At 53.5% G+C, this 12,393-nt stretch carries 15 protein-coding genes and 1 pseudogene; 10 read left to right on the top strand and 6 right to left on the bottom strand.

The window, feature by feature from the left end:
- Nucleotides 1-87 precede the first annotated feature (87 nt).
- Together CWI35_RS03515 and CWI35_RS03510 are read left to right on the top strand one after the other, a co-directional pair.
- Nucleotides 88-756, top strand: coding sequence for a cell wall hydrolase (locus CWI35_RS03515; protein ID WP_239691247.1), 669 nt, complete (start codon nucleotides 88-90; stop codon nucleotides 754-756).
- A 39-nt stretch (nucleotides 757-795) separates the two neighbouring features.
- A pseudogene (locus CWI35_RS03510) lies at nucleotides 796-933 on the top strand (PTS lactose/cellobiose transporter subunit IIA); the annotation flags it as partial.
- A 209-nt stretch (nucleotides 934-1,142) separates the two neighbouring features.
- Here CWI35_RS03510 and CWI35_RS03505 read toward each other — a convergent pair.
- On the bottom strand, nucleotides 1,143-1,289 hold the full coding sequence (locus tag CWI35_RS03505) for a small acid-soluble spore protein P (RefSeq protein ID WP_011230843.1): 147 nt from the start codon (nucleotides 1,287-1,289) through the stop codon (nucleotides 1,143-1,145).
- Nucleotides 1,290-1,414: 125 nt separating this feature from the next.
- Here CWI35_RS03505 and CWI35_RS03500 point away from each other — a divergent pair, with 125 nt between their 5' ends.
- Nucleotides 1,415-1,675 (top strand): hypothetical protein, encoded by a 261-nt coding sequence (locus CWI35_RS03500; RefSeq protein WP_033025146.1) that lies wholly within the window; start codon nucleotides 1,415-1,417, stop codon nucleotides 1,673-1,675.
- Between the two features lie 70 nt (nucleotides 1,676-1,745).
- Here the strand turns inward: CWI35_RS03500 and sspO are convergent, their stop codons facing one another.
- Nucleotides 1,746-1,895 (bottom strand): small acid-soluble spore protein SspO, encoded by a 150-nt coding sequence (gene sspO, locus CWI35_RS03495; RefSeq protein WP_033025147.1) that lies wholly within the window; start codon nucleotides 1,893-1,895, stop codon nucleotides 1,746-1,748.
- Nucleotides 1,896-2,128: 233 nt separating this feature from the next.
- On the opposite strand from sspO, the gene acnA reads away from it, so the two are divergent.
- Nucleotides 2,129-4,849, top strand: a complete 2,721-nt coding sequence (acnA, locus tag CWI35_RS03490; RefSeq protein ID WP_033025150.1) for an aconitate hydratase AcnA — start codon at nucleotides 2,129-2,131, stop codon at nucleotides 4,847-4,849.
- A gap of 37 nt (nucleotides 4,850-4,886) precedes the next feature.
- Here acnA and sspL read toward each other — a convergent pair whose 3' ends face one another.
- Both sspL and CWI35_RS03480 read right to left on the bottom strand, forming a co-directional pair.
- Nucleotides 4,887-5,024: a small, acid-soluble spore protein L gene (gene sspL / locus CWI35_RS03485; protein WP_011230846.1), complete on the bottom strand. Its 138-nt coding sequence runs from the start codon at nucleotides 5,022-5,024 to the stop codon at nucleotides 4,887-4,889.
- Nucleotides 5,025-5,126: 102 nt separating this feature from the next.
- Nucleotides 5,127-6,053, bottom strand: coding sequence for a DMT family transporter (locus CWI35_RS03480; RefSeq protein WP_011230848.1), 927 nt, complete (start codon nucleotides 6,051-6,053; stop codon nucleotides 5,127-5,129).
- Between the two features lie 232 nt (nucleotides 6,054-6,285).
- On the opposite strand from CWI35_RS03480, the gene CWI35_RS03475 reads away from it, so the two are divergent.
- Together CWI35_RS03475 and CWI35_RS03470 are read left to right on the top strand one after the other, a co-directional pair.
- A complete protein-coding gene (locus CWI35_RS03475; RefSeq protein WP_119877498.1) occupies nucleotides 6,286-6,951 on the top strand; it encodes a ribonuclease H family protein in 666 nt (221 codons plus the stop codon).
- Nucleotides 6,952-6,957: 6 nt separating this feature from the next.
- Entirely contained in the window at nucleotides 6,958-7,173 is a 216-nt protein-coding gene (locus CWI35_RS03470) for a zinc-finger domain-containing protein (RefSeq protein ID WP_011230850.1), read from the top strand.
- Between the two features lie 706 nt (nucleotides 7,174-7,879).
- Here the strand turns inward: CWI35_RS03470 and CWI35_RS03465 are convergent.
- Both CWI35_RS03465 and cspD read right to left on the bottom strand, forming a co-directional pair.
- Complete coding sequence (locus CWI35_RS03465; RefSeq protein WP_011230852.1) at nucleotides 7,880-8,149, bottom strand: DUF2564 family protein; 270 nt, start codon at nucleotides 8,147-8,149, stop codon at nucleotides 7,880-7,882.
- A gap of 129 nt (nucleotides 8,150-8,278) precedes the next feature.
- Nucleotides 8,279-8,479 carry a cold-shock protein CspD gene (cspD, locus tag CWI35_RS03460; RefSeq protein WP_003251474.1) on the bottom strand — a complete coding sequence of 67 codons (201 nt, stop codon included), beginning with the start codon at nucleotides 8,477-8,479 and terminating at the stop codon, nucleotides 8,279-8,281.
- Nucleotides 8,480-8,799: 320 nt separating this feature from the next.
- Here cspD and CWI35_RS03455 point away from each other — a divergent pair, with 320 nt between their 5' ends.
- The 4 genes from CWI35_RS03455 (at nucleotide 8,800) to CWI35_RS03435 (ending at nucleotide 12,385) form a co-directional block, all read left to right on the top strand.
- On the top strand, nucleotides 8,800-9,051 hold the full coding sequence (locus CWI35_RS03455; RefSeq protein ID WP_023634186.1) for a hypothetical protein: 252 nt from the start codon (nucleotides 8,800-8,802) through the stop codon (nucleotides 9,049-9,051).
- A gap of 194 nt (nucleotides 9,052-9,245) precedes the next feature.
- Complete coding sequence (locus CWI35_RS03450; protein WP_119877497.1) at nucleotides 9,246-9,647, top strand: sporulation protein; 402 nt, start codon at nucleotides 9,246-9,248, stop codon at nucleotides 9,645-9,647.
- A gap of 184 nt (nucleotides 9,648-9,831) precedes the next feature.
- Nucleotides 9,832-11,196 carry an ISLre2 family transposase gene (locus CWI35_RS03440; RefSeq protein WP_119877350.1) on the top strand — a complete coding sequence of 455 codons (1,365 nt, stop codon included), beginning with the start codon at nucleotides 9,832-9,834 and terminating at the stop codon, nucleotides 11,194-11,196.
- Nucleotides 11,197-11,566: 370 nt separating this feature from the next.
- Complete coding sequence (locus CWI35_RS03435; RefSeq protein ID WP_119877495.1) at nucleotides 11,567-12,385, top strand: MIP/aquaporin family protein; 819 nt, start codon at nucleotides 11,567-11,569, stop codon at nucleotides 12,383-12,385.
- Nucleotides 12,386-12,393 lie beyond the last annotated feature (8 nt).

Below are 12,393 nucleotides of genomic sequence, written 5' to 3'. Positions count from 1 at the left end.
GCCGCTTTGTATGGAAAAGATATACAGTGACGTTCCCTTCTTTGCCTGCTAATCTAGTAAACAAAGAAAAAAAGCCAAAAGGCAACGATGAGGGGGATGCGCAGAGTGAAAAAGACGATTGCAGCGCTCACGATCATTTGCTGTATGGCGTTAAGCTCTCATGAGCTGTCGGCGGAAGCGGCTGGCTCGTATACATACTATCAAGTGAAAAAAGGCGATACGTTGTCGAAGATCGCCAAACAATATCATACTTCGGTTGCTTCGTTAAAGTCGTTAAACGGGTTAAAAAGCGATGCTATTTATGTCGGCGAAAAGCTGAAAGTGCCGGCTGCGGCGAAGCGATCGGCTTCGGCGCCGGCAAAGAAGAAATCGATCTCATTAAGCGCCGCTGACCGGAAGCTGCTCGCCCAGCTTGTGCAAGCGGAGACCGGTTCGAGCGAGCCGTTTGCCGGCAAGGTGGAAGTGGCGCTTGTGGTTTTAAACCGCACAAAGCATCCGGAGTTTCCAAAGACGGTGCGCGGCGTCATTTATCAAAAAACGAAATCCGGCTACGCGTTTGTACCAGCCAAAACGGGGAAATTGACCCGCATTCAGCCGACAAAGCAGGATTACGAGGCGGTCGACAAGGCGCTAGCCTTATTCCCAAACGATCGCCGCGGCTCGCTTTATTTCTACAATCCGAAAATCACAAAAGACAAATGGATGTTGTCGCGTCCGGTGACGATTCGCATCGGGCACCATGTCTTCACGAGATGAACGGGGTCGAATAAGGCCTCGTTCTTTTGTTTTGTGCATAGCGGCGGGCAGCCGGTGGTGACGCTTCTGATGGTGCATGCCCAAGATCATTTAATGACGGCGATCACGGTCAAGGATTTAGCCGCTGAATTCGTGGAGCTGTATGAAGCGCTTAAGCGGCAAACAGCCGAATCATAATCGCCGTCGGCCGGCTTGTTGCCCGGGGAGGATGATTTGCTTCAACGGGAATGAACCCAAGGCGGGCGGCAACGGGCTGTTCTAGCGACCGCCCGCTTTGTTGATTTTACAATAATTTTATTATGTAAACATAATAGCACCAGCCGTTCAGCCCTCCCGGCTGCCGCCGGTCTCGGCTGAACGGAGAAGGAAAACTCCGCTTGTTTGCGTCACATATCGTGGCTTGTGTTGTGCTTTTGCCGCGTGTGATTGCGGTTCTTCACTTTTTTCGAACCGTCAAGCGGCTCCGGCTGCCCAGGATTGTCGCCTTTTGGGGCGTTTTTGCGCATATCTTTGCCGTCGTTTTTGTTCGTCATTTGTTGTCCCTCCTTTGTCCGTTAGCATGCGGCGTTGTGCTTTCGCTTATTCGGCGCATAATTTGCGCCCGGTTTGAAACGATAAGTAGTGAACGACCGCGATGACTGCGAAGGAGGGACGAGCCATGGTTTACCATAAAACGAAGCAAGAGGCGTTTCAAGCAGCGCAAAAGGCGACGATGGAAGCGAAAGAATGGCACGATCACTTGGTGCGTGATCAAGCCGACTACGGCCACCAGCTGACCCATCTTCGGCAAGAAGTAAACGAGGCGTTCGCCCAAATTGAAAACGCGCTCGAAGTTGCCTCGGAGACACAACGCGTGCAGCTCGAAAAATTCCGCAGCGATTTGCAGGCGATCGTTGACGAAGTCAATGAAAACGAGTAAGGGAATGCCGGCGGCGGACATTCCCTTTTTGCATGCTATGGCAGGCCGGGATGGCGAAATGGCCGCCACGCTATTGGTTCTTTTTTCGTTTTTTGTTGTTTTGGCGCTGCTCCTCGGTCAGCGGTTCATTGGAAAACTCTTCGTTGTATCCGGCGCCCATTCCTTGCGCTTTGGCGGCGTTCATGCCAGGGATCACGTGGTTTGCTTTTCGCTTCGCCATTCGTTTCACCTCCGCTTCTAGTTTGCGATGAAACGGGCGCCTTATTCCTCTTTTGCCGCGGTAAGGAAGTAATATGGCGAGACATTGGAAATCATTATTTACAACTTGTCCTGTTCTGTAATAAGATAAAGTCGTGCCGAACTTTATGGGGATTGGGAGAATTCATGCTATTTTTTCGACTTTTGTGCGAAAAAATAGTATAGTATTATTGTGAAGTGAAGGGGGTTATACATATGGCGAAACAAGATGTGTTCAACGCCCGCTCTTCGTTTGTTGTAAACGGCAAAACGTACAACTACTACCGTTTGCAAGCGCTTGAAGAAGCGGGCATCGGCCAGGTGAGCCGCCTGCCGTACTCGATCAAAGTATTGCTTGAATCGGTGCTTCGCCAAGTCGACGGCCGCGTCATCACGAAAGAGCACGTCGAAAACTTGGCGAAATGGGGAACGCCGGAAATGAAAGACATTGACGTGCCGTTTAAGCCGTCGCGCGTCATTTTGCAAGACTTCACCGGCGTGCCGGCGGTCGTCGATTTGGCTTCGATGCGCAAAGCGATGGCCGATTTGGGCGGCGATCCGTACGAAATCAACCCGGAAATTCCGGTCGATCTCGTCATCGACCACTCGGTGCAAGTCGACCGCTACGGGTCGGACGATGCGCTTGAGTACAACATGGATTTGGAATTCAAACGGAACGCCGAACGGTACAAGTTTTTGAAATGGGCGCAAAAAGCATTTGATAACTATCGCGCCGTTCCGCCGGCAACGGGGATCGTCCACCAAGTGAACTTGGAATATTTGGCAAGCGTCGTTCACGCGGTCGAAGGGGAAAACGGCGAGTACGAAGCGTTCCCGGATACGCTTGTCGGCACGGACTCGCATACGACGATGATCAACGGCCTCGGCGTCCTCGGCTGGGGGGTCGGCGGCATTGAAGCGGAAGCCGGCATGCTCGGCCAACCGTCGTACTTCCCGGTGCCGGAAGTCATCGGCGTCCGCCTGACAGGCAAGCTGCCGGACGGAGCGACGGCCACCGACTTGGCGCTTAAGGTGACGCAAGTGCTCCGGAAAAAAGGCGTCGTCGGCAAATTCGTCGAATTTTTCGGACCAGGAGTGGCGACTTTGCCGCTTGCGGACCGGGCGACGATCGCCAACATGGCGCCGGAATACGGGGCAACGTGCGGCTTCTTCCCGGTCGACGCCGAAGCGCTTGACTATTTGCGCTTGACCGGCCGCGACGAACATCACGTTCAAGTCGTCGAAGCGTATTGCAAAGCGAACGGTTTGTTCTACACGCCGGATGCACCGGAGCCGGTGTTTACGGATGTCGTTGAAATCAACTTGTCGGAAATCGAAACGAACTTGTCGGGGCCGAAACGGCCGCAAGACTTGATCCCGCTCTCGAAAATGAAACAGTCGTTCCGCGACGCGGTGAAAGCCCCGCAAGGCAACCAAGGCTTTGGCTTGACGGAAGCGGACTTAGAGCGGGAAATTACGGTCGAGCTGAACGGCGAACAAGTGAAATTGAAAACGGGCGCTGTCGTCATCGCGGCGATCACAAGCTGTACGAATACGTCGAACCCGTACGTCCTCGTCGCCGCTGGCTTAGTGGCGAAAAAAGCGGTTGAAAAAGGCTTGCAAGTGCCGAAATACGTGAAAACGTCGCTCGCGCCGGGCTCGAAAGTCGTCACCGGCTACTTGCGTGACTCGGGGCTGCTTCCGTATCTTGAACAGCTCGGCTTCAACGTCGTCGGCTACGGTTGCACGACATGCATCGGCAACTCGGGTCCGCTTGCGCCGGAGCTCGAAAAGGCGCTTGCGGAAAGCGATCTGCTTGTGACAAGCGTCCTATCCGGCAACCGGAACTTTGAAGGCCGCATCCACCCGCTTGTCAAAGGCAACTATTTGGCATCGCCGCCGCTTGTTGTCGCCTATGCGCTCGCCGGCACGGTCGACATTGACTTGTTGAACGAGCCGATTGGCAAAGACAAAGACGGCAATGACGTCTACTTCCGCGACATTTGGCCGTCGATGGAAGAGGTAAAAGCCGTCGTGAAACAAGCGGTCGATCCGGAACTGTTCCGCAAAGAATATGAGCGCGTGTTCGACGGCAATCCGCGCTGGAACGCCATCGAAACGACGGATGAGCCGCTTTATCAATGGGATGAAAACTCGACGTACATTCAAAATCCGCCGTTCTTTGAAGGCTTGTCGCCGGAAGTGCGCAAAGTCGAACCTCTCACCGGCTTGCGCGTCGTCGGCAAGTTCGGCGATTCGGTCACGACTGACCATATTTCGCCGGCTGGGTCGATCGGCAAAAACACGCCGGCAGGCCAATATTTGATCTCGAAAGGCGTCGAGCCGAAAGACTTCAACTCGTACGGTTCGCGGCGCGGCAACCATGAAGTGATGATGCGCGGCACGTTTGCCAACATCCGCATCCGCAACCAAATTGCGCCGGGCACGGAAGGCGGCTATACGACGTACTGGCCGACCGGCGAAGTGATGTCGATGTACGATGCGTGCATGAAATATAAACAAGACGGCACTGGGCTTGTCGTCATCGCCGGCAAAGACTACGGCATGGGCAGCTCGCGCGACTGGGCGGCGAAAGGGACGTTCTTGCTCGGCATTAAAACGGTCATCGCCGAAAGCTTTGAGCGCATCCACCGCTCGAACCTCGTTTTGATGGGCGTCCTGCCGCTGCAATTCAAAGAAGGCGAAAATGCGGAGACGCTCGGCTTGACGGGTAAAGAAGTGTTCGACATTCACATCGATGAAAACGTCAAACCGCGCGATCTCGTCAAAGTGACGGCGACGAACCCGGATACGGGTGAGAAGAAAGAATTTGAGGTCATCGTCCGCTTTGACAGTGAAGTCGAAATCGACTACTATCGCCACGGCGGCATTTTGCAAATGGTGTTGCGCGAAAAATTGGCGAAAGTGAAACAATAACGACAAAAAGCAGGCTCCCATATCGGGAAGCCTGCTTTTATTTTGTGTTGAGCTTTTTCGCTGCGTTCTCAAGCTTGCTTTTTGGATCCGGGGTGAACGTTCCGTCTTGGCCAAAGCCTTGCGGGTTGACGCCCGGCGCCTTCGTGCCGCGGTTTCGGCCGCCGTTTTTGGTCATTGCTCTCACCTCCGCTCTTTACGGATAGTATGGCCGCCCTTGGTCAAAATATAAGCAAAGGAGGAAAGCTTCACTGTTTTTCGCTAAGAGCAATCGTTGCGGCTACGATGGGATGTTCCGCTTTTCCCGCCACCGTCTGCCCCAGAGGCGCATGCTTGGCAGTTCGGCGAAAATCATGCCGGCCAAAATCGCAGCGCCGCCAAGCCAGGCCGATGGCGACAGCCGCTCTCCAGCCCAAAGGTAGGCGGTCAAAGCGGCGAACACCGGCTCCATGGCGAAAATCAGCGCGACATGGGCGGGAGTCGTATATTTTTGCACCGCCGTTTGGATGAGAAACGCCGCGGTCGTCGCCAACAACGATGTCACAGCGAGCGCCCCCCATACTTCCGGACGGCGGAGCACCGCCATATTCCACATTTGCGCGGCGTCTTCAAACCAAAAGGCAAAGAAGAAACAGAGGATGCCGACGGTAAAAATTTGCACCATGGTCAACAGCATCGTCGAATACTGAGAGGAATAGCGGCCGGTGACGATAATGTGCATGGCAAAGGAAACAGCACAAAGAAAGACAAAGAAATCGCCCTGATTGAACGACAGCTCCGCTCCCCCTGTCAGCCAATACAGGCCGAACGCGGCAAGTGCCGCTCCAACGACCGCATTCACAGACGGTTTTTGCTTTAAAATCAAAAAGGAAAACAATGGAACGAGCACAACGCTCAGTCCGGTAATAAAGCCGGCTTTCGAGGAAGTGGTATACAACAGTCCGATCGTTTGGAATGCGTAGCCGCAAAACAGCCATAGCCCCATCCACGCCCCAGCGCCGATGACTCGCCATGACAACTGGCCGAAGAGTGGGCGGGAAGCGGCAGCGATCCAAGCGAGAAGCAACAAGCCGGCCAAACTGAAGCGAACGGCGTTAAACGACAACGGCTCCAAAAACGAAATGGCATTTTGGACGACGACGAACGTCGCCCCCCAGACGAACGTCACCATTAGCAGACTCAGATCGGCTATGGTTTGACGCTTCAATTCGAATCCTCCCTCTTCATATGCTTGCGCCCCATCTCATTTTGGGTGCTAGCCGCTAGTGTACCACAAGTAGGCCGAAAAAGATAGATATTTTGGAAAAAAGATGGGCGCCTGCGGCAAAATGGTTGATACAAGAAGAAATTGCGCATAATATTAGGTAATGAACAAGGGCGCAAGTGTGGTAAAATAAAAACCAGCTCCGATCATCGCCACGCGGAAGGGTGACAATGCGTTGGACGTACAAATCCACTGGACGTATATCACGCCGAAAAAACAAGAGGCGTTTCTTGTCTCCGATTGGGTCGATGCCAAAAAGGCGCTCGCTTTGGCGGATGATTTTGAAAAAACCGGGCGGACGAAAACAGTGGAGTTCGTCGATCGAAACGGCACGGTGTGGTCAAAAAAAGAGCTGCAAAAGCTGCTTGAGGAGATCGCCGGCGAGCCGCATGAGATCGTTGTGTATTTCGACGGCGGCTTTGACCATGAGACGTCCCAAGGCGGCGCCGGCGCGGTCGTATACTATAAGCAAAACGATCATCGCTACCGGCTGCGCGCCAACCGCCGGCTCGGCGAAATCAAATCCAATAATGAGGCAGAGTATGCGGCGTTTTGGTTTGTCATGCAGCTGCTCGAGGAACTTGGCGTCCATCATTTGCCGGTGACGTTCCGCGGCGACTCCCACGTCGTGTTAAAGCAGCTGTCCGGCGATTGGCCGTGTTTTGAGGACGATTTCAACATCTGGCTTGACCGCATTGAAGCGAAAATGCGCGAGCTTCACATCGAACCGGCGTACGAGCCGATTTCGCGCAAACAAAATAAAGAGGCGGATTCGCTCGCCCGCCAGGCGCTTGAAGGGCGGATCATCACAAGCCGAACGGAATTGACGGAGAAAGGGTAAGGTCGTATGGGAAAGAAGCGGAACCGACGCAAAGAAATATTGGACCAAATCGCTTGGCTGGAGGAAACGTACTGCGATGGCTGCTTTTTAAAAAGCACGTTCCGGAAAGAGTACGGCAAAACGTACGCCCAATCGTTTTGCATCCAGCAATGCACGGTCGGGGAACAAATGCGGCAGTACGGGGAGATGCTTCTATCAGCGCCGCCGCGTTCGCGTCGGTAATGAAGGAATTTTTTTCAAGAGGCGGTTGGTGCGGGCGATAGGAGCCCCAATCTGCGCTTTCGCGGGCCTGGGGCGGTGCCGGCTGCGACCAGGCAAGCTTTGGCGTTTGAACGGAGGAAGCGGATGCGCTGCGAAGGCCGGTGATTGACAGAACATACGTTTTAACATGGAGAAACCTCAAAAGCAGTTCTTCTTTTCACTCCAAAAGGAAATCGCTGTTTGTCCTCCGCCTTAATAGATGCAATTTTTACTGAGCATTGGATCGACCGTCGAACGACCGAACAAACACCGCTTTCAGCCCCATGTATGGGTCTGAGAAGCGGGTGGTTGTTCGATCGTCCGTCACGCCAAGGCGTGACGGAGGCAAGCAAAGGCTTGCCCTCGACAGTCGAAAAATTGATAAGTGTCTTTTCTGTCAAAGAAAAGATATGTTAAACGTTTTGGTTGCATCTATATAGATGCAATTTAAAGCTTTAACATTTTTCGTTTTTACCGATCATTTCATCCGACTGTCGAGTGACCGAACAACACCGCTTCCAGACCCATGAATGGGTCTGGAAGCGAGTCGTTGTTCGGTCTTCCGTCACGCTAAAGCGTGACGGAGGCAAGCCATAGGCTTGCCTTCGACAGTCAAAAATGGATGAGCCACTTTTCCGTCAAGGATATGTTAAACGATTTCGTTGCATCTATATATATCGTTTTGCTGTTATTGCCGCGCCTCGCGAAGCTGGTGTTCGGCGCGGGCCAATGTTTGTTCGCAACGGGCGAGAAAATCACCGTCGACGCCCGTTGCTTCTTGGCGGGCGCGCGCAAGTTGGTCGCGGGCGTTTTTCACCGCTTGTTCGGCATGGCGAAGCATCTCGGGGTCGAGCTGCATCGTCGCCTGGCCGACCATTTTCTCCGCCGTCTCGACGAACATTTCCACTTGCTTTAAGTCGTTGTATCCCGTATGTACGTCGGCATCGCGTCTGGCCATATGAACACCTCCCTTTTTTTATTGTTCGCCGCTTGGTTGAATCTATGCAAATCGCAATGAAAAAGGCACCCTGCTTAAGCAGGGTGCCTCTCGTTCCGCTCCCGTTCTCTCGTCTATGTCAACGAAGTCTTATAATTTGACAACGTTCGCTGCTTGCGGTCCGCGGTTTCCTTGGACGATTTCAAACGAAACTTCTTGGCCTTCTTCTAACGTTTTGAACCCTTCACCTTGGATCGCCGTGAAGTGGACGAATACGTCGGAACCGCCTTCCACTTCGATGAAACCGTAGCCTTTTTCGTTGTTAAACCATTTTACTTTACCACGTTGCATAATACTGAATTCCTCCTAATACCTTTAGCCTGTTCGGCTAACCTCAAGATTTTTATCAAATAACAAAATATACTTCACAGCCATCCAAGATGCACCTTCATGTTGAATGCCTGAAATATATTCTGTTATATGATGACTTTACTATACACTACCGCGGGTGGCCGCGTCAAGCAAAAGAAAGGAAATTTCCGAAAAAATTGTTTGCCGGCCCGAAAAACAATGCGTTGAAAAGGAAAACGGGCCGCTGGGGGAGAAAATAGTCATGAGCGGGCCACAACGCCCATACATTGGAATAGGAACGACAAAAAGGGGGAGAGCGGATGTACCGCGGAAAAATCGCGGGAAAAGAAGTGATCGTCCGGTTAGGGAGCCGGGTCAGCCGCCGCTATTTCAGCGACAATAAAATTTACCACATGGTTCTTTCGTACGGAGAGTCGGCGTTTCGCAAAGGGCTGGATATGTTTTGCATCTATAATGACCGCGTCGGCTTGATTGTCGCGGAAGTCGAGCAACAGGACGTCCCGGTCATTCGAATCGATTACATTATCGAAAACGAAAATGTGTACGAATAACCAATTGACAGCGGAAGGCGAATGCGGTAATCTCGAATGTAAGCGGTAACAAAACAAGCCGCATTCGTCCCTGTTTCTCCCAGGGGCAGACGTGCCGCGCCAGCATCGTCTGTTTATTTTTTGGCTCGCGTTGAAACAAGCGGCTTCGTTTTTTCGTATGATGATATGACAAGAGAGACAAAGAGGTGACTACGGTGTTATTGCGCAAAATGATGTCAAGAGTCGGAGTCGGGTCGGCGCACGTCGACTTGATCTTAAATAAATCGTTATGGCGCCAGGGGGAAATGATTCAAGGGATCGTCCACATTTACGGCGGAACGGTGGAACAAAGGATCGAGCGGCTCGATGTGGAGCTCGTGCAAAAAACAATCGAAAACGGCAAGGAACTGGATGCCATTGTCGCCGTCATTCCGGCGGCCGGAGCGTTTTGGATCAAGCCGAGCGAGAAAAAGGAAATCCCGTTTTCCTACACGATTCCGGAAACCTTGCCGCCATCGCGCCCCGGCCGGTCGTACCGGTTCATCACCCGCCTTCATATCGAAGACGCGGTCGATACGCTCGACTTCGATTACGTGCAAATTTTGCCGAAGGTGTGAGTAAAATATTTGTGGGTGACATTCCGAAATGATCCCCGACGAGGGTTGCGAACTTTTGTTCGCGACGCTCGTCGGGGCCACCAAGCGAAGCGCGGTAGAAAAAGCAAATGTCGTGAAAAAAGGACTCTCTCCCTGCTATGATGGTGATTGTCAACATCAACCGAAAACAGGAGGGAGAGAGTCCATGAAACATCTTACCACAGAATGGCCTTTATTAAAAGAGCTGGAGGAACAATTAGTCAGAACTCTTCAAAAGGTGTTCGCTGTCTTGTTGGCGGCCCTTTTGGAGGAGATTGATCAACAACTGGCGGAAGCGCGGGACAAGCGCCGGTATCAGCTGAAAGACAAACGGCCGACCACGATCCAAACGCTGTTTGGAGAAGTGACGTTTCGACGGAACTACTACTATGATCGGCAGGCGGGGGCGTATACCTTCTTGCTGGATGCCGAACTGGGCTTTGATGGAGCGCAGTCGATCAGCCCTTGCCTCGAGGAAACGGCGGTCGAGTTGGCCGTAGAGTGCTCTTCCTACCGCAAAGCAGCCCGTACGTTGGAGTCGATCGTGGGGTATGCGGTCCTAAGCCACGAGGCGATTCGCCAACTGGTGCTGGAGGCCCCTGTCTCGCTGCACCACCCTGTTTCCCAACGGCACGGCCGAGTGCTATTTGTGGAGGCGGATGGGCTGTTTATTTCCCGCCAGGGGAAAGGGAAACGGGCGAAAGAAGAGAAAATCCTGGCGGTTCACGAGGGATGGAAACGAAACGGTTCGCAGCTCGAGCTCGTGAACCGGCGCCACTACCTCCATGAAGGGGAGGGAGACGTGTGGGAACGGTTTGAAGAGTGGCTGATGAACGAATATGCCTATGACCCGTGCCGGGACCTTTTGATCATCAACGGCGACGCGGCGTCGTGGATCACAGCCTGCCGGGAGTATTTTGGAAAGCGGGCCTGCTTTCAGCTGGATCGATTTCATGTGGCGCGGGAGCTGCGTCAGTGTCTGTCCGGCCATCCGCGTTGGCGGGAGGTGCGGAAGAAGCTGGCGAAACAAGACGAAGAAGGACTTTTGGTCGAGCTGAACAGCGCGGTCGGCACGTTGGAGGACGAAGCGAAAGAGAAGCAGATGGCTGCCATGATCCGCCGGATCGAGTCGATGCCGGGATGCATCCGGGACTATCGGGAGTGGCTGTCGGAGCAAGGGGTGGAGACGACCGGCATGCGTCCGATGGGCCACGCCGAGAGCGTGATGAGCCGGTTTGCGCATCGGGTGAAATCCCGCCGCAGCTGGAAAGACCAAGGGCTTCGGGCGTTTCTGAGGGCGATGGCAGCCCGAATCGACGGGATCGGGTGGAGAAAGGGACGGTGGGAGGAGCAAGAGCCCCAGTCGGCCGTCTCGGCCTCAACAAAGTCCAAGCGGATCGAACAGGCCAAACGGAAGGCCGGACGGTTATGGGCAGATGTGGTGCGTCAGAATCTACCGTGTCTGCAGCGGTCATCCGGGACGCCGATCCATCAAGCGTTGTCGGCGCTCCGGGATGGTGGTTGGGTGTAAAAAAATGGAATACAATATCATCACCTCAAGATGAGGGATGAGAGTCCGAAAGCGCTTACGATATTAATTCCTGAAAATGGTTCGCTAACTAGTGATTGACAACGCCCGTAGTGAACCGAAAAAATGTTCTCCACAAAGTCTTGACTGACTCTTGCCGAAGAAATAGGTTGACAGCGTTTTCAACAGATGATATGCTAAAAGCAAGTTAATAACGTTGTGGTGGAGAAGCGGAGACCCACACATATTCCTCGTTGCTTAGCGGGGAAGTGTGTGGGTTTTTGTTTTTCCACCCAACGGCTAACCCTCCGGAGGGGCCGCCCAAGCAGGAAATAGCAGAGGAAATCACGAATGAAAAGGGGGAAGAGAACAAATGTCGCCATTTTTAGGGGAATTCATCGGCACGGCACTGCTCATCATTTTCGGCGCTGGTGTGTGCGCCGGGGTCAATTTAAAGAAATCATATGCGGCCAATTCGGGCTGGATTGTCATTACGATGGGGTGGGGGCTGGCGGTGGCCGTGGCCGTATACGCTGTCGGCCGGTATAGCGGCGCCCATCTCAATCCAGCGCTGACAGTGGCATTGGCCATAAGCGGTGATTTTCCATGGAAAGATGTCCCTGGCTATGTGTTGGCACAAGTACTTGGCGCTATGGTTGGGGCTGCCGTCGTCTATCTCCACTATTGGCCGCATTGGAAGGAAACAGACGACCCGGGTGTCAAGCTTGGCGTGTTTGCGACGGGTCCGGCAGTGCCGAATACGGCTGCCAACTTGCTTAGCGAGATCATCGGAACGTTTGTGTTGGTTTTGGCCATCTTGGCCATTGGCGCCAACAAATTCGCTGATGGGCTCAATCCATTTATCGTTGGTTTTTTGATCGTGGCGATCGGCCTGTCGCTCGGCGGCACGACGGGATACGCCATTAATCCGGCCCGCGACTTTGGGCCTCGGTTAGCCCACTTTTTGCTGCCCATCCCAGGGAAAGGATCATCAAACTGGTCGTACGCATGGGTGCCGATCGTCGGACCGCTGCTTGGCGGCGCGTTAGGCAGTTTGGTCTATAAAGCCGTTTTCTTGGGAAAACCGACAGGCGCATTATGGGGAGTGCTGGCGGCAACCGCAGTCGTTTTGGCGGCGGCGAAGATGGCAAAAGGAAAAACAACCAGCGCCGCAAGCCGCCGTTCTCTCTAGTTGGCGTA

The organism is [Bacillus] caldolyticus, assembly GCF_003595605.1.
GTDB classification, from domain to species: domain Bacteria; phylum Bacillota; class Bacilli; order Bacillales; family Anoxybacillaceae; genus Geobacillus; species Geobacillus thermoleovorans.
The sequence above is the reverse complement of the archived record's forward strand: the minus strand, read 5'-3'. Positions and strand labels throughout refer to the sequence as shown.